15 protein-coding genes and 1 tRNA gene are annotated in these 17,255 nt (G+C 29.4%); 4 read left to right on the plus strand and 12 right to left on the minus strand.

All coding sequences use genetic code 11. The annotated features are described in order from the left end of the window. Positions 1 to 16: 16 nt before the first annotated feature. From typA to CDSE_RS02185, 7 genes are all read right to left on the minus strand, one after another. Complete coding sequence (gene typA / locus CDSE_RS02155; RefSeq protein WP_015396370.1) at positions 17 to 1,831, minus strand: translational GTPase TypA; 1,815 nt, start codon at positions 1,829 to 1,831, stop codon at positions 17 to 19. Beyond that, the gene (gene truB / locus CDSE_RS02160; RefSeq protein ID WP_015396371.1) at positions 1,828 to 2,562 is read right to left on the minus strand and encodes a tRNA pseudouridine(55) synthase TruB; all 735 of its coding nucleotides are present in this window, start codon (positions 2,560 to 2,562) and stop codon (positions 1,828 to 1,830) included. Before truB ends, typA begins: the two co-directional genes overlap by 4 nt. A gap of 38 nt (positions 2,563 to 2,600) precedes the next feature. Next, positions 2,601 to 2,966 (minus strand): 30S ribosome-binding factor RbfA, encoded by a 366-nt coding sequence (gene rbfA / locus CDSE_RS02165; RefSeq protein ID WP_015396372.1) that lies wholly within the window; start codon positions 2,964 to 2,966, stop codon positions 2,601 to 2,603. Between the two features lie 18 nt (positions 2,967 to 2,984). Next, entirely contained in the window at positions 2,985 to 5,831 is a 2,847-nt protein-coding gene (infB, locus tag CDSE_RS02170) for a translation initiation factor IF-2 (RefSeq protein ID WP_015396373.1), read from the minus strand. An 84-nt stretch (positions 5,832 to 5,915) separates the two neighbouring features. Further along, a complete protein-coding gene (gene nusA / locus CDSE_RS02175) occupies positions 5,916 to 7,388 on the minus strand; it encodes a transcription termination factor NusA (RefSeq protein ID WP_015396374.1) in 1,473 nt (490 codons plus the stop codon). Beyond that, a complete protein-coding gene (gene rimP / locus CDSE_RS02180; RefSeq protein WP_015396375.1) occupies positions 7,385 to 7,906 on the minus strand; it encodes a ribosome maturation factor RimP in 522 nt (173 codons plus the stop codon). Before rimP ends, nusA begins: the two co-directional genes overlap by 4 nt. A gap of 182 nt (positions 7,907 to 8,088) precedes the next feature. Then, positions 8,089 to 9,615 (minus strand): pseudouridine synthase, encoded by a 1,527-nt coding sequence (locus CDSE_RS02185; RefSeq protein WP_015396376.1) that lies wholly within the window; start codon positions 9,613 to 9,615, stop codon positions 8,089 to 8,091. A gap of 376 nt (positions 9,616 to 9,991) precedes the next feature. Between CDSE_RS02185 and CDSE_RS02190 the strand changes: the two genes are divergently transcribed. From CDSE_RS02190 to CDSE_RS02200, 3 genes are all read left to right on the plus strand, one after another. Continuing rightward, a tRNA-Thr gene (locus CDSE_RS02190) sits at positions 9,992 to 10,067 on the plus strand. Between the two features lie 315 nt (positions 10,068 to 10,382). After that, on the plus strand, positions 10,383 to 10,643 hold the full coding sequence (locus CDSE_RS02195) for a type B 50S ribosomal protein L31 (RefSeq protein WP_015396377.1): 261 nt from the start codon (positions 10,383 to 10,385) through the stop codon (positions 10,641 to 10,643). 413 nt (positions 10,644 to 11,056) lie between these two features. Then, the gene (locus CDSE_RS02200; RefSeq protein WP_015396378.1) at positions 11,057 to 12,436 is read left to right on the plus strand and encodes an MATE family efflux transporter; all 1,380 of its coding nucleotides are present in this window, start codon (positions 11,057 to 11,059) and stop codon (positions 12,434 to 12,436) included. Positions 12,437 to 12,438: 2 nt separating this feature from the next. Here the strand turns inward: CDSE_RS02200 and orn are convergent, their stop codons facing one another. Then, a complete protein-coding gene (orn, locus tag CDSE_RS02205) occupies positions 12,439 to 12,987 on the minus strand; it encodes an oligoribonuclease (RefSeq protein ID WP_041186216.1) in 549 nt (182 codons plus the stop codon). Between the two features lie 135 nt (positions 12,988 to 13,122). Between orn and rsgA the strand changes: the two genes are divergently transcribed. Beyond that, complete coding sequence (gene rsgA, locus CDSE_RS02210) at positions 13,123 to 14,034, plus strand: ribosome small subunit-dependent GTPase A (RefSeq protein ID WP_015396380.1); 912 nt, start codon at positions 13,123 to 13,125, stop codon at positions 14,032 to 14,034. Between the two features lie 7 nt (positions 14,035 to 14,041). Here the strand turns inward: rsgA and rplS are convergent, their stop codons facing one another. The 4 genes from rplS to CDSE_RS02230 form a co-directional block, all read right to left on the minus strand. Further along, positions 14,042 to 14,413, minus strand: coding sequence for a 50S ribosomal protein L19 (gene rplS, locus CDSE_RS02215; RefSeq protein WP_015396381.1), 372 nt, complete (start codon positions 14,411 to 14,413; stop codon positions 14,042 to 14,044). A gap of 145 nt (positions 14,414 to 14,558) precedes the next feature. Then, positions 14,559 to 15,494 (minus strand): electron transfer flavoprotein subunit alpha/FixB family protein, encoded by a 936-nt coding sequence (locus tag CDSE_RS02220; protein ID WP_015396382.1) that lies wholly within the window; start codon positions 15,492 to 15,494, stop codon positions 14,559 to 14,561. After that, a complete protein-coding gene (locus CDSE_RS02225; RefSeq protein WP_015396383.1) occupies positions 15,491 to 16,240 on the minus strand; it encodes an electron transfer flavoprotein subunit beta/FixA family protein in 750 nt (249 codons plus the stop codon). The genes CDSE_RS02220 and CDSE_RS02225 overlap by 4 nt, the downstream gene beginning before the upstream one ends. Positions 16,241 to 16,268: 28 nt before the next feature. Beyond that, positions 16,269 to 17,198 (minus strand): histone deacetylase family protein, encoded by a 930-nt coding sequence (locus CDSE_RS02230; RefSeq protein ID WP_015396384.1) that lies wholly within the window; start codon positions 17,196 to 17,198, stop codon positions 16,269 to 16,271. Positions 17,199 to 17,255: the final 57 nt, after the last annotated feature.

Raw genomic sequence — 17,255 nt, forward strand, 5'->3', positions numbered from 1 at the left:
TAATTCAAAGATGCATCTAAATATTTCTATTTCTTCTTCTTTCATGTTCTTGCAAATATCTTTTTCTCAAACGAATAGCTTTAGGAGTTATTTCAACCAACTCATCATCTTCTATAAACTCTATCGCATACTCTAATGTTAATTGGATTGGAGGAACTAATCTTATTGCCTCATCTGTTCCTGATGCTCTTATGTTTGTTAATTGTTTTTCTCTAACAGGATTAATGACTAAATCATTATCACGACTATGAATTCCTATAATCATTCCCTCATATAATGATTCTCCTGGTTTGATAAACATTCTTCCACGCTCTTGCAATTTCCATAAAGCATAAGCAACTGCTTCACCAGAACATTGACTAATTAGAACACCATTACGTCTATTATGTAATGATCCTTCATAGAAAGGGTAATAATCACGAAAAACATGACTCATTAAACCTGTTCCACGTGTAAGTGTCATAAAATCATTCTGAAAACCTATCAAAGAACGAGCTGGTATTATATATTCAAGTCTTATTCTGCCTTGACCATCAGGAATCATGTTCTGAAGATCGCCCTTGCGTCGACCAACTTCTTCCATAATAGGACCCTGATAATTATCCTCTACATATAATGTTAAATCTTCATATGGTTCATGTTTTACACCATCTATATCCTTATACACTACACGTGGCCTAGACACAGACAATTCATAACCCTCACGACGCATAGTTTCAAGTAGAATCGTTAAATGCAATTCGCCTCTGCCTGAAACTTCAAAAACTGTATCATCATCAGTTTCTTTAACTCTAAGAGCGACATTAGATTTTAACTCTAAATTTAATCTATCACGTATTTGTCTACTAGTTACAAACTTTCCTTCTTTTCCTGCCAAAGGAGAAGTATTAACCATAAAATTCATCGTTAATGTAGGTTCGTCTATATGCAAAACAGGTAAAGATTGAATATTCAATTGGTCAGTTACTGTAATTCCAATTTCCAAATCCTCTATTCCATTAATTAGAACTATATCACCAGCTTCTGCTTTATCAACAGGAATTCTATCAAGACCTGAAAATTTTAGTAATTGATTAATACGTGTCTTTATGACTTTATCAGAATCTCCCATTTTTAATGCAACATCCATAGATGGATAGACAACGCCCCTATGAATTTTACCAATACCTATTTTTCCTACGTAAGAATTATAGTCTAAAGAAGCAATTTGCATTTGAAATGATCCTTCATGATCCTTATTATGATTAGGAACATATTCTAATATAGCATCAAACAAACTATCCATATTACCAGAACGTACAGTAGGATCATTGCCTGAATATCCTGACAATCCAGAAGCATATATAACTGGAAAATCTAATTGTTCTTCAGTAGCACCAAGTCTATCAAATAACTCAAAAACTTCATTAACAACAAATTCAGGTCTAGCAGCAGGTTTATCAATTTTGTTAACTACAACTATAGGTTTTAAACCTAAGCTAAGAGCTTTTCGTGTTACAAAAACTGTTTGCGGCATAGGTCCTTCAACAGAATCCACTAAAAGTAGTACGCCTTCAACCATAGATAACACACGCTCAACCTCACCACCAAAATCAGCATGCCCAGGAGTATCTATAATATTTATATGAACATCATTATATTCCACAGCACAATTCTTAGATAAAATAGTTATGCCTCTTTCTTTTTCAAGAATATTAGAATCCATAACTCTCTTTGTTACTGATTGATTATTTCTAAAAACACCTGACTGTCTTAACAACTGATCTACCAAAGTGGTTTTTCCATGATCAACATGAGCTATTATGGCAATATTGCGCAAAGCCCTAGTCATATAGAATCCTTATTTTTAATATGATTTAAAAAAATATTGTCAAGCACAGCATCAACTGGTTTGTCCATTGACCCTAAAACATCTAATGTATATGCTTGATTTACAAAAAGTGGCCCTACAGAAATCCTTCTAAGTTGCACCAAATGTGCAAAACTTTTTAATGCTCTACCAATATCTTCAGCTAAAGTTCTAATATAGGTGCCTTTACTACAAAAAACTTCAATACCCGCACAATCACCTCTTATATATAGCAATTTTATGCTATATATATTAATTTTTCTTGCTTCTCTATTTATATTAATTCCATCGCGTGCATACTTATACAAAGGCACACCATTATGCTTTAAAGCTGAATACATTGGAGGAACTTGATAAATTTCACCAACAAAAGAATTTAACACCTCTATCAAATCATCTTCAACAATTGGTATTTGTTTCTCAGATTTAAACACTATATTACCAGTTAAATCGCCAGTATCTGTTTCTTCTCCAAATTTTATTGTTGCTATATATGATTTAGGAAATTCCATAAAAATAGAAGAACTTTTTGTACTTTTACCAATACAGCATACTAGCAAACCAGTTGCAAAAGGATCAAGTGTACCAGCATGTCCTGCTTTAGAGGCTTTAATTAAATGTCTAACTTTTTGTAATGCAGCATTACTAGACAATCCCAATGGTTTATCCAACAATAGTAAACCATCAATATCGCTAAAAACTTTTTTAGGCATACTCGAAATAAAATTTTAGGAAACAAATATAACTATAGTTATATAGAAGAATCATTAGCTTTTTCTATTAATTTTAATAAATTATTTGCTTTCTCTATGTGTTTATCATATAAAAAATGTAAGGTTGGAACTGTATGTATTTTTAATAATTTATAAAGACAAGAATATAACCAACCAGACTTATTATTGAGAAATAATTCTACAGTATCAGGATCAGCGCCAAAAACTGTGAAATAAACTTTAGCATGGGCATAATCAACTGAAAGATTAACTTTAGAAATAGTTAGAATGCCAATATTTTCTATAGAAAAACTCTGGGTAATTATTCTAGATAGATCCTTCTGAATCTGTCTAGAAATACGAATATTTCTTGCAGAAACTTCTCCCTTAGTATTAATTTTCATAAATAACTCTAATTATATTTATAACGTTCTAGCTATCTCTTTAATTTCAAAAACTTCTAACTGATCTTTAGAGGATATATCTGGATTACCTTTAAGTGTAACACCACAATCAAATCCAGATTTTACTTCTTTAACATCATCCTTAAATCTACGTAATGAATCTATTTGGCCTGTCCATATAACAACATTATTTCTAAGCAGTCTGACTTTGGAATCTTTTTTTACTATTCCTTCCAAAACCATACAACCAGCGACACTACCTATTTTAGAAATACTATAAACTTCGCGAATTTCTAAAAGACCAATTATTTCTTCTTTCTTTTCTGGCGATAATAATCCAGACATTGCTAATTTTACATCATTAATAGCATCATAAATTATATTATAATAACGAAGATTTACATTATTAGAATCTGAATTCTTTTTAGCGCTAGCATCTGCTCTAACGTTAAACCCTATTACAAAAGCATTAGATGCTATTGCTAAATTAATATCATTATCAGATATGCCACCAACAGCAGCATGTATAATATTAACTTTAACTTCATTTGTAGAAAGTTTTATTAATGAACTTGAAAGCGCTTCTTGTGAACCTTGAACATCAGCTTTTATTATAACTGATAAAGACTGCAAATCAGAAGAATCTGACATATTCTCAAACATAGATTCAAGTGTTGTAGCTTGTTTACGAGATAATTTAGAATCTCTAAATTTACCTTGTCTAAACAAAGCAATTTCTCGTGCTTTTCTTTCATCATTAAGAACAACTACAGTATCCCCAGCAGCAGGAACCTCTGTTAAACCTTGTATTTCAACAGGTATAGATGGACCAGCATTTTGTATAGGCATACCCTTCTCATCTAACATTGCTCTTATTCGTCCATAAGTAGCACCCACAAGAACAATATCACCTTTATTCAAAGTTCCACTTTGAACTAATATAGTAGATATAGGACCTCGTCCTTTATCAAGACTAGCCTCAATTACTATACCTTTTGCATTACAGTTTACAGGCGATTTTAACTCTAAAATTTCTGCTTGTAATAATATATTCTCTAACAAATTATCAATTCCAACACCTGTTTTAGATGAAACTGGTATAAAAGGAACATCACCTCCATACTCTTCTGGAACTACTTCTTCTGCTATTAATTCTTGCTTCACTTTATCTAAATTAGACGATTGTTTATCCGATTTAGTTAATGCAACAATCATAGGAAGAGATGCTGATTTAACATGACTGATAGCTTCTTTTGTTTGAGGCATAACACCATCGTCTGCAGCTACTACCAATACAACAATATCTGTGGCTTTTGCGCCTCTAGCTCGCATGGCAGCAAATGCCTCATGCCCAGGAGTGTCTAAAAAAGTTATAGAACCAAAAGATGTATTAACATTATAAGCTCCAATATGCTGAGTTATACCACCTGCTTCTGACCCAGCAATATTAGCCTTACGTATATAGTCCAACAAAGACGTTTTACCGTGATCAACATGTCCCATAACTGTTACAACTGGAGCTCGTGGTACAGAATTCTCGTTAGAAATAACATCTGAATCATCTAGAAATGTTTCTGGATCATCTAACTTTGCAGCAATAGCAATATGACCTAATTCTTCCACTACTATCATTGCTGTTTCTTGATCCAACACCTGATTAATAGTTACCATTTGACCAAGCTTCATAAGATGCTTTATTATTTCTCCTGCCTTAAGAGATACTTTATGAGCTAAATCAGCCACAGTAATAGTCTCAGGTATATTAATCTTACGAACAATAAACTCTTGCTGTTGATTTATGTTGTCCTTGTTTAAATTATTTTTGTTGTTTCTAGATGATCTATTAGTTTTTACTCCCGAAACCTTCCACCCATCAACTTCACCTAACAAAGTAGAACGTTTTTCTCTATCTAGATTCTTTTTTCGTGAAACTTCCTCATTCCAACCAGAAGAATTTTCTGATAATTTATTATTTTTTTTAGAAATAGAAGATTTGCTATCTTTTTTAACAGACGAGCTTACCTTCTTATTAAGATTTTTAGTGTTTCCAACAGAATCATTAGATTTTAATACTTTACGTGGACGATTCAACATATCCTGCAAAGCAGCTGCTTCTGCTTCTGAAGATTTTTTCGCAGCTTCTCTACCAATAGTATTTTTTTCAGGTTTTTTATTTGCATTTGTATTTGAACTTGTATTTATTCCATTCTTGTAATTTTTCATATTTGGGGATTTAGAAGAAAGTGCCATCTTATTTGAATTTTGATTAAAAGATTTTAAAATATCATCAGTACTACTGTCAGATTTTTCTAGAAATATACTAGATACACTATTTAAGTCATTATTAATATCGGTTGATTCTATATAATCAACATTTGACTTTAAACTTAAATGGCTATCTAGTATTTGTATACTATTATCATCAACATTTAAATTAACATCAGCAGTGTTTTCTTTTGATAAATCATTTTTCAAATTTGTCAAATTATCAGATGTTGAATTTATATTTATAGGAAGATTAATATCATTATTTTTATCTTCTAATTTATCATTAGAAGATAAGTTAATATTTTTTTTTACAAAGGTACGTTTCTTTAAAACCTCAACCTGAATAGTTCTAGACCTACCCTTAGCATCAGCTTGGTATATTTCGCTTGTTTCTCTTTTTGTTAAAACAATTTTTTTATCATTATTATTAACACCATGAGCTTTACGTAAAGATTCTAATAATTTAATCTTATCATGATCCATAACACAATCTTTAACTGATTTAACACTAACACCAGCTGATTTTAATTGATCTAACAATACATCGGCAGACATATTAAGCTCAATAGCAAACTGAGCCACAGTTGTAATCGACATTAAAATATCTTCCCTGTATAGCTAAAAATAATAAAAAAATAATATATAAGCGAATAACTTTCTGAAATAACACTACTATATATACTATTCAAACCAATGAGCCCTAGCTAACATTATTAAATCACTAGACTTCTCTAAACTTAATCCTGATATTTCGGATAATTCTTCAGAATCTAATTCAGCTAAATCATCCTTTGTAAAAATACCATGTGCTGTTAATTTTGTTAACAACTCCTGATCAACTCCATCGATTTTCAATAAATCAGAGTCTGACTCAATATTTTCTTCTTGAACAAGAGCTTCTGTTAACAAAGCATTTCTAGCACGTGATCTTAGTTTATTTACAAATTCTTCATCAAAATACTTAATTTCCAATAACTCTTGTAAAGGAACATAAGCTATTTCTTCGATACCAGAAAAACCATTATCTACAAGCAAATTAGCTTCATCTGTATTGATACTCAATTTTTTTACAAAATAAGAAACTATCCTTAAACGCTCAGTTTCTTGACGTTTAATACTTTCCTCAGATGTCATTATATTAATTTTCCAACCAGTTAATTCTGAAGCCAATCTAACGTTCTGCCCTTTTACTCCAATAGCTTTGGGCAAATTTTCATCATCAACAACAACATCCATAGAATGATTATTTTCATCAACAACTATAGATTCAACATTAGCCGGAGCCAAAGCCCCAATAACAAATTGAGCTGGATCATTTGACCACAAAACTATATCAATCTGTTCTCCCCCTAACTCATTGCGAACAGCGCTAACTCTTAAACCACGAACACCAACACAGGTACCTATTGGATCTATACGTTTATCATTTGACACTACTGCTATTTTAGCTCTTATACCAGGGTCATGAGCAGCTGCCTTAATTTCTAATAGACCCTGTTCTATTTCAGGAACTTCATTTTCAAATAAATAAATTATAAAATGTGGAGAAACTCTAGACAATATAACTTGTTGACCACGAACATTGCGATCAACTTTAAGAACCATAGCCCTTACCCTATCTCCCATTCTGAGATTCTCTCTAGGAATCATTTCAGATCGAGGTAATCTAGCTTCTATTCTGCCTATATCTACTATAGCATCTCCCTTATCTATTCTTTTAATAGATCCTGAAATGATATTTTCACCACGACTCAAGAAATCATTTAATATTTGTTCTTTTTCAGCATCTCTAATACGTTGAAGAATAGCTTGTTTAGCAACCTGAGCACTTATTCTTCCAAAATCTTCTGGGTCCAATGATTCTTCTATATAATCACCAACACGTATATCAGGATTTGTTTCTCTTGCATCAGATAACATTTCTTGTTTATCAGGATCTTGCAATCCATCCTCATCAGGCACAACTAGCCAGCGACGAACAGCTTCATGCTTACCAGTTTCCTTGCTTATAAAAACCTTAATATCTATATCTTCTTTAAATCTTTTTTTAATAGCATAGGCGAGAGCTTCCTCTAAAGCTCCAAAAATTATTTCGTGAGCAACATTTTTTTCACGCGCCAATGCATCGACCAACATAAGAATTTCACGACTCATTGCCTTTTGCCCTTGAAATCGAGAACTGGATCTAATTTTGCACGATCTACATCATTAAGAACAAAATTAATAATTTGCGGATCATTTTTATCTCCCAAATTATCAACTTTAATTCCAAATTTCATATCATACGAATCTAATCTACTTGTCTCATCATAATTAGATGTTGAAGTTTCTTCTAAAAATAAAATACCACGGAATATTTTTTTATTGTTAAATGCATTATAAAATTTTATCTCTATTCGTTCTCCAACAAAACGCACAAAATCAGATTCTTTTCGCAAAGGTCTATCTATACCTGGTGAACTAACCTCAAGATTTTTATAATCAATATTTTCCACTGCAAAAACATGAGATAAGTGATGAGAGACATTTTCACAATCCTCTATATACACACCACCAATCTTATCAATTATTATACGCAACAGACCTGAAGAAGATCTTTCTATATCAACAAGTTCAATATCTTTTGACAAGACCTGCAAAGCACTCTCTGTAACGGAAAACAAATCAATCATATAAATTAATAGATAAAAAAATTAATATATAACCTTTACAAGATTATAAAAACAATTAAGGCAATATTTGGAGAAATAATTAACAACAAAATACATCATGGAAATTAAAATCTCACTAAGTCAAAGATTTTAACAGACATTTAGATAAAATTATACTATAACTGTCAGTGTATTCAAAAAAATCAGTGAAAATTTCTCTTCTTACTTTTTATAATTCCTAAATTAGATTCATGAGCACTTGGATTAATAGGCTGTTCATCTTCATTGGATACAAAAGAGTGACTGTTCTTTTTACCATAAAAGACTCTAGTTTTTTTTGTGAATTTATCATGTTTGGGTTTAGATAATTTTAAATAATTACTAGAATTGTTTTTAATATAATTTCCCTGACTTTCATTTTTTAAATGATTAACATCTTTATCTACAAGAACTTTCTTATTATCATAATGATGATTATCATTCTTAGTTAAAACTTCTGAAGTATGAAAAATTAACTGATCATCATGGCTTTTATTTTGTTTCTTGTTTTTATATCCCATGTTATGATTAGAACGTTGAGGAGTGTTTTTTATACAAGAATTCTTATTATAAGAAAAATTATTTTTAACATTACTATTGACAATATCATTGTTGGCTTTTAAAAAACCAATCTTCATCATAAGAGCAATTACTACAGATTCATCGAATTCATAATACTTACCACGACGTAAATTACGTGGTAGTGTAACATCATCATATCTTATTCTTATAAGTCTACTAACTGTTATTCCTAAAAATTCAAACATTCTTCTAACTTCTCTGTTTCTTCCTTCTTTTAAAACAACTTTATACCAACGATTTACACCTTCTCCACCTATTGCTTTTAAAGATTCAAAACGAGCAAGCCCATCCTGTAAATTAACACCATCAATAAGAGATTTTTTTTGAGACTCGCTAAGATCACCAATAATTCTAACAGCATATTCACGTTCAAACCCATACTTTGGATGCATAAAATAATTAGCTAGTTCGCCAGAATTAGTGAAAATCAGCAATCCCTCTGTATTTATATCTAGTCTACCTATGGACACCCATCTGCCTGAACCTATTTTGGGTAAATTGGCAAATACATTCTCTCTACCTTGAGGGTCTTTATTGCTTACTATTTCTCCAGATGGTTTATGATACACTAAGATTCTAGGTGTTCTATTTTTACTAATTCTACGAATTAATTTACCATTTAACCTAATTAAGTCATTAGGTTTTACTCTTTGACCAACATGAGCTGGAGCTCCATTAACAGATATTCTACCTGCTATTATAAGATCTTCCATTTCTCTTCTGGACCCAACACCTAGTTCAGCAAGAACTTTATGCAATTTAGGAAAAATATCATCATTATGTGTTGATGAAAGTTTTAACCTATTTTCAATATGATCTGATCTTTCTAAAAAAGAAAGTTCGAAATTATTTTTTTTAATTTTAGAAACCTCAAGATTATTCTGTTTAGATAATAAAAATTTATTTCCAGTTTTTAGATTATTCTGAAAATTAGAATTATCCTGATTACATGATAATTCACTAACATCCCCCCTGCGACGTCTAAAAGGAGTGCGTAATTTACGTAATTTACTTCGTGAACAAGAAAGATTGTCTTTGGACTCAGAAGAATGTTCTAAACAATCATTATGAATCAATGCACTATTTTGTATATTTTTATTATTTGTCACCGAGACAACCCCAAACTATAAAATTTTGGAAGACACAACTGAAGGAAAAAAAATTATAAATAGATCTTATTTTTAATAATAAAGATTTAGATAACTTCAGAGTCAAATAAAAAAAAGAAGAAAAAAACAAATAACATAGAATTATTACGAAATTATTTTAATAGTTTAAATTTTAAAAACAACAACAGTTAACCTATATTAAATAAAAATAAAAAATTTCAATTAACAAACGTAATAACAAATAATCATTATCTGCATTATAGCTTGAAAATATAAAAATATATAATGTTAATTATTATATTATTTAAAACAACTTGCTATCTATAATATTTATGCTATATAGTCTAGTCGTTCGTAATTATATTATTTGTAATAAGCCGGTATAGCTCAGAAGGTAGAGCAGCGCATTCGTAATGCGAAGGTCGGTGGTTCGATTCCTCTTGCCGGCACCATAAATATCAATTTATTCTCTTCTTAAAAAATAAAAGCAAATAAATTATTATTAAATTTAAATAAAAAATATATTTACATGAGGAACTATAAATATACTATAACTACTACATTTCATAAAAAATTCACTCTAAAATTATTAGTTTTTTAGTTACAAAAAAAAAACAATATAGATGTATATTTACACATTAATGGTTCTTTCTTATCTTTCTATTAAAAAATTAAAGATAGTTTTTAAAATTGTAATAGCTAGCATTGAAAAATCAACTGCTTTACAATATCATATTTCATTGCAAAACAGTTATTGGAATTTATCTATGAAACAAAATATTCATCCTCAATATCGTGAAGTAGTATTTCTAGACACACAAACTAGTCATAAATTCATAATTAGATCAACAGTTAATACTAAAGATTCTATTAAATTTGATGGGAAGGATTACCCACTATTTAAATGTGATGTTACATCTAAATCTCACCCGTTTTACACTGGAGCACAAACTAGGATTATTGAAACAGGTAGAGTTGAAAAATTCCGTGCTCGCTTCTCTCATACTCCTGGTTCTAGCAACAAGTAAGACTTATAAAACATAAAACCTTTTAATTAGTAGTAACAATAAATATATTTATTTTAGTTTCTACTAATTAAAATACAATTTTAATTAGTTACAAAAAATATAAAACACCTATTTCCATATAACATGGAACCTGTTTATCCTTACATATTAAAATAAAACCACACAATAATACTGTGTAACAGCTATTATATTCAAATACAATAAGAATTAATGTTGAGTTTGCAAAATTGCTAATTTTACTTCATTACTTCATATATAATTTGAAAATAGATTACACATCTCAAATTTGAAAATCTAAATAAGATTTACTATTGAATTATGTTAAAATAAATTCTTTGGTAATGAAAAATACTTTATATAAAAAACTTCTTTATATAATTCATTTGCAATCAAGCCGTTAATATAAGTTTAGTATGATAATAAAAGAATCAAAAATATTAAAAAATATATTAAATCAATCTTGGCCTATATTAATTAGTCAAATAGCCGGAATATCATATGGCTTACTTGATACAATTATGAGTGGACATACTAGCAAAAAAGATTTAGCAGTTGTTGCTTTATCAACGTCAATATACATTACTATTTTTGTAAGCCTTCTAGGCGTAATCAATTCATTAATACCTATTATTGCTAACAACTATGGTAGAAAAAATTTCCATGAAGTAGGACGATATTGGTCTCAAGGAGTATGGTTATCAATTGCACTTTCTATTTTTGGGTCGATTTTACTATACTATCCAAATGTATGGTTTGTGTTCTTTAAAAATATGGAAAATGAAATCTATGAAAGAGTATCTATATATTTAAAAATATTAATATTTGCATTACCTGCCTCATTGATTTTTCGCACTATTTATAATTTATGTGCAGCATTATCTAAATCTAGAATGATGGTAATTGTAAGTATATTATCTATAATTTTTAAAGCTTTTTTAAATCTAATTCTAATATTTGGCTATAAATTAATACCTGCAATGGGAGCAACTGGAGCAGCAATATCGACAACAATTGTCTCTTGGATTACACTTTCAACTGGGTTTTACATTATTAAGAAAGATAAATTTTATAAAAAATTTAAACTATCTATATACAAACCACAATGGCATAAAATCAAAGAACTACTAAAAATAGGATTACCTATGGGTGGATCTTATCTAGTAGAAGTATTAACCTTTACTTCAATGGCAATATTGATAGCTAATGAAGGTCTAATAGCCATTGGTGGTCACCAAATTATTGCAAACATAGCTGGAGTTTGCTATATATTTCCTATATCACTTGGGATAGCAACATCATCAATAACAGCCCAAGCAATAGGATCAGGAGATTATATAACAGCTAAAAAATCAGGCTCTATAGGATTATGGATAACTATAATATTGTCTTTTATAGTAGCCATTATTATTTACTCAAATACAAATTATATAATGAATATATATACTAATGATGAGGCAATAAAATATACTATATACAACTTAATGATATTATTACCTTTTTTTCATATCGTTGATTCTATCCAATGTTTTAACTCCTACTTGCTAAGAGCTTACAAAATTAGCACACTACCTTTTATTACACAAACAATTGCTCTTGGAGTTATTGGCTTAGGAGGTGGATGGTGGTTTGGATTTGGGAAAGGTATTGAACACTTTAAAACAGTACATTTTATCATAGCTCCAAATTCTTATATTGGAGCTAGCAGCTTATGGATAATGTCTACCATAGGTCTCAGTATATCTTCTTTTTTTCTATATATTTTATATAAGAAACATATCACAAAATTTACATAAAACTAAAAAGATAAAAAATATTTTTTATAATATCTAAGCTCTTCTATTGACTCATGAATATCAGCTAAAGCTTCATGTTTATTTTGCTTAACAAAACCTTTATAAATATTATAATTCCATCTTTTAGCAAGTTCTTTTATTGTACTAATGTCTAAATTTCTATAATGAAAAAATTTCTCTAAAGTAGGCATATACATTCTCATAAAATTACGATCTTGATGGATGGTATTACCGCATAAAGGAGATCTGCCTGGTAATATATACATTTTCAAGAAATTCAGAAGAATTTCTTCAGCAGTTTTTTCTATTAAAGATGAATTTTTTACTTTTTCAACTAACCCACTTTTAGTATGTACAGAAGTATTCCATTTATCCATTGAGTCTAGTAATTTTTTGTCTTGGTGTAAAACTAATACTGGACCTTCAGCAACAATCTCTAAATTAGAATCTGTTACTATAACAGCTATCTCTAGAATTCTCTCCTTATAAAAATCTAAACCACTCATTTCCATATCAACCCAAACTAATCTATCATCATTAAAACTATTCATATAATTTTCCATAGCACACATAAAATGCTAAAATAACATAAATTCAACATAAAAATATTATATCTATTCTAATAAAACATAGATTTATTTCTAATAAATTACATATAAACTAATATATTCTTATTTATAAAACATATGAGTAGTTATATCCTTGGTCGTATTATTGAATCTCATAAACAACAATACATAGTAAAACATGAGAACAATATATATAACTGTTATATAAAAGGTAAAAAAAATCATGCGGCTGTAGGAGACTGGGTTTATATAAATAAAGAAATATATGGCAAAAACTCTATAGAAAAAATACAAGAACGCAAGAATATATTTTATAGATCAGACAATAATAAAAGAAAATATTTAGCTGCTAATATTGATCATATAATAATTATTGTTGCTACTGAACCATCATTTTCTACAGATATTATTGGCAATCTAATATTAGAAGCAATGAGATGTAATATAGATATAACAATTATTCTAAATAAAGATGATATTAAAGAACAAGTGTTATTATCGCTTGATAGAATTAAATCAATTACACCTGAAAATATACCAATAATAAATTTAAGCGCTAAAAACTTAACTAACAAAGAAATTATTTTTAAAATGTATAATTTGTTAATTAACAAGACCAATTTATTAGTTGGACAGAGCGGCATGGGGAAATCAACCATTTTGAACAAATTAGTACCATCCGCACATGCAAATACCCAAGAATACTCTAAATACTTAGGAACAGGAAAGCATACAACAAGCCATGTAAAATTATATGATTTAAATATAGGAAATAGTTTTATTATAGACTCTCCTGGCTTTCAGGAATTTTCTATAAAACATATTAATATCAATGATATTAATAAAGGATTTCCAGAATTTAGTAAATTTATAAAAGAGTGTCAATTTTATAATTGCTCTCATCATCACGAACCAGGATGCGCTATTATAAATGCTGTTTTAAGAGGAGACATTAAGAAAGGCAGATATTCTTTATATAAAAAAATAATAAAAGAATATCAAGCCAATAAAAAATATTTACGTTTATAGTGTAAAACTATATTTTTTTTGAGATAAGTTTTTCTTTAATACGAGCTGATCTACCTGACCTTGAACGTAAGTAATATAACTTAGCTCTACGAACACTACCAAATCTTTTTATTTCTATACTTTCAATCTGAGGAGAATACAACTGAAATGTTCTTTCCACAGATTCACCAGAAGATATTTTACGAACAATAAAAGAAGAATTTAGGCCTCTATTACGTTTCGCTATAACAACACCTTCGTAAATCTGAACTCTTTTTCTAGCACCTTCAACCACGTTTACACTAACAGCAACTGTATCTCCTGGAGAAAACTCCATATTCTTTTTTTCATTATACAAACGTATAATTTCTTCTTTTTCTAAAATAGAAATTAAATTCATAAATACACTCCTAAACCATCATTAGCTCTATACTATTAAAATAAATATTTTATTCTTTCTGAACTCAAGAGCCAGAGGATGACAATATTAAAATATACCACCACATTAGATTATACTTTAAATACAATGAATAAATCTAGAAATATTAAAGAGATTTTATCAATTGGGGCACAATCTTAAAAAGATCACCAACTATCCCATAATCAGCAAAATTAAAAATAGGAGCATCTATATCATTATTAATAGCAACTACTATCTCTGAATTAACCATTCCTGCCACATGCTGAGCAGCACCAGAAATGCCTATAGCAAAATATAATCTAGGAGAAACACTTTTACCAGTTTGTCCAATTTGCAATTCGTTAGAAGCATAACCAGCATCAACAGCAGCACGAGAAGCTCCCAATGCTGCTCCCATTTTATCAGCCAATACTCCTAGTAAATTCTCAAAATTTTCCTTGCTAGCAATAGCACGACCACCTGCCACTATAATTCTAGCTTTTGATAAATCAGGTCTATTACCTAATAAATCATTTCTAGTTATATATTTAGATAACTTGTTACTATCTATGCTTTCGAGTGTTTCAATTACACTAGGAATAATTTTACAATTATCATATTTAGGCAAAAAAGAAGAAGTTCTTATTGTTATAATATTTATGCGATCTTTAACCTCTATAGTACTAATAATACTACCAGCATAATTAGTTCGTATGAATATATTATTAGAAATAACTTTTATTATTTCCGAGATTGGCGCTATATCAAGAATAGCAGCCACTCTCGGAGCTATACTTTTAGAAATTAAAGAATCAGAAAAGATCAAATGAGTATATCTATTTGCAACAGAAGAAATTTGCAAAGAAATATCCTCAGATAGAAAATCTTTAAAACATTCAGCATCAGAAACAAGAACTCTAGATACATGAGGAATAAGAGAAGCCTTCATAACAACATTATCAACTTTATAACCAACTATTAATACATGGATTTCTAATTCAAACTCTAAAGATGCTGAAATAAGATTATATATAGAATCATTAAGCGACTCATTGTCATGATCAGGAATAATTAATATCATATTACTTTAGCTTCATTTCTAAGTTTATTTATAAGTAGATCAACATCATTTAATAAAACAACCTTTTTGTTTTTTTTCAGTTCCTCTACTCTCAATACTTTAAATCTAGGACTTATATCACGACAAATTTCTTCTGCTTTAATATGATCTATATTTTTTTTCTTTGATTTTATTATATTCTGCAAAGAAATGTATCTAGGACTATTAAGAGATAAATCTACTGTAATTACAGTAGGTAATTTAACAGAAATCGTTATATTGCCAGAATCAGCTTCACTTGTCACAAACAATTCTTCATCGACAAACTCTAATTTACTAGCAAATGTTGCCTGAGAATAATTTAAAATACCTGATAAAATTTGCCCTGTTTGTGCTGCATCATTATCTATGGACTGTTTTCCTAAGAATACCATTTGAGGTTCTTCACTTTCCACTATAACTTTCAAAATTTTAGCAATCGCTAAAGGTTGTATATCTATAGTTGATTCGCACCAAATAGCTCTATCAGCACCCATTGCTAAAGAATATTGCAAAATATTCTTACTGCTAATATCACCACAAGAAACAACTATAATTTCAGAAACAATTCCCTGCTCTTTCAATCTAATAGCCTCTTCTAATGCAACTTCATCAAATGGATTAATCGACATTTTAAGATTATCTAACTGAACAGCAGAATTATCAGATTTAACATGTACTTTTATATTATAATCAACAACGCTTTTTACTGCTACTAATACCTTCATTAATAAAATCCTGAATTAATTTAAAATATCAAAGTTTAGCCAAAGATCTAATATGTGCCACAACGCTTCTACTTAAAGAAGAAAAATTGTAACCACCCTCTAACATGCTAACAATTCTACCTTCTGAATATTGCTCAGATAAATCTACTATTTTATCAGTAATCCAAGCATAATCACTTTCTGTAAGAAATAGCTGACCCATGTCATCTTCTCTATGAGCATCAAACCCAGCTGATATTAATATAATTTCAGGTTTATGTTTATGAATTTCTGGAATCCAATATTCAGAAACAATTTCTCTAATTTTAGAAGGTTTACTATAAGCATCAACTGGAATATTACACATATTAGTTTTTTTATAATTAAGCAACTTAGAATAAGGATAAAAAGGATGTTGAAAAAAACTACACATTAACACTCTATCATCATTAAAAAATATCTCTTCTGTTCCATTTCCATGGTGAACATCAAAATCTATAATAGCCAATTTAGATATTTTATATTGCTCAAATGCATACTTGGCAGCTATAGCTATATTATTAAAAAAACAAGATCCCATGGCTTTATTACTACAAGCATGATGCCCAGGAGGACGAACTGAACAAAATACATTTTTTACATAATTACTAAAAACAGCATTCACTCCAAAAATACCAGATCCAGCCGCGTATAAAGCAGAATTAAAAGTATAATGATTCATCATTGTATCATTATCTATAAAATAATATTTACCTTGCTCGGGAATATTAGTAAGTAAACTATTAAAATAATCAGAAGTATGTACTCTTAAAACATCATGTTTCAAAGCCTTAAAAGGATAGCCAGTAGTAATAAAAGGCATCAGGCCACTCATTAACAATTGATCTGATATAACATCTAATCTTCGTGGAGTATCTGGATGAAAAGAACCCATTTCATGTATAAAACTAGTTGGATGAGTAATATACATAGTCTCCATAAATAACCTATTTAAATTCCATTAATTAGCAAAATTAATATTTTATAACTATTATCC

Source organism: Candidatus Kinetoplastibacterium desouzaii TCC079E, from assembly GCF_000340795.1.
GTDB classification, from domain to species: Bacteria; Pseudomonadota; Gammaproteobacteria; order Burkholderiales; family Burkholderiaceae_B; genus Kinetoplastidibacterium; species Kinetoplastidibacterium desouzai.

What these genes read in the sequence shown, in the direction of transcription:
- typA (WP_015396370.1), bottom strand. Translation starts at nt 1,831, where the DNA reads ATGACTAGGGCTTTGCGCAATATTGCCATAATAGCTCATGTTGATCAT.
- truB (WP_015396371.1), bottom strand. Translation starts at nt 2,562, where the DNA reads ATGCCTAAAAAAGTTTTTAGCGATATTGATGGTTTACTATTGTTGGAT.
- rbfA (WP_015396372.1), bottom strand. Translation starts at nt 2,966, where the DNA reads ATGAAAATTAATACTAAGGGAGAAGTTTCTGCAAGAAATATTCGTATT.
- infB (WP_015396373.1), bottom strand. Translation starts at nt 5,831, where the DNA reads ATGTCGATTACAACTGTGGCTCAGTTTGCTATTGAGCTTAATATGTCT.
- nusA (WP_015396374.1), bottom strand. Translation starts at nt 7,388, where the DNA reads ATGAGTCGTGAAATTCTTATGTTGGTCGATGCATTGGCGCGTGAAAAA.
- rimP (WP_015396375.1), bottom strand. Translation starts at nt 7,906, where the DNA reads ATGATTGATTTGTTTTCCGTTACAGAGAGTGCTTTGCAGGTCTTGTCA.
- CDSE_RS02195 (WP_015396377.1), top strand. Translation starts at nt 10,383, where the DNA reads ATGAAACAAAATATTCATCCTCAATATCGTGAAGTAGTATTTCTAGAC.
- CDSE_RS02200 (WP_015396378.1), top strand. Translation starts at nt 11,057, where the DNA reads ATGATAATAAAAGAATCAAAAATATTAAAAAATATATTAAATCAATCT.
- orn (WP_041186216.1), bottom strand. Translation starts at nt 12,987, where the DNA reads ATGAATAGTTTTAATGATGATAGATTAGTTTGGGTTGATATGGAAATG.
- rsgA (WP_015396380.1), top strand. Translation starts at nt 13,123, where the DNA reads ATGAGTAGTTATATCCTTGGTCGTATTATTGAATCTCATAAACAACAA.
- rplS (WP_015396381.1), bottom strand. Translation starts at nt 14,413, where the DNA reads ATGAATTTAATTTCTATTTTAGAAAAAGAAGAAATTATACGTTTGTAT.
- CDSE_RS02220 (WP_015396382.1), bottom strand. Translation starts at nt 15,494, where the DNA reads ATGATATTAATTATTCCTGATCATGACAATGAGTCGCTTAATGATTCT.
- CDSE_RS02225 (WP_015396383.1), bottom strand. Translation starts at nt 16,240, where the DNA reads ATGAAGGTATTAGTAGCAGTAAAAAGCGTTGTTGATTATAATATAAAA.
- CDSE_RS02230 (WP_015396384.1), bottom strand. Translation starts at nt 17,198, where the DNA reads ATGGAGACTATGTATATTACTCATCCAACTAGTTTTATACATGAAATG.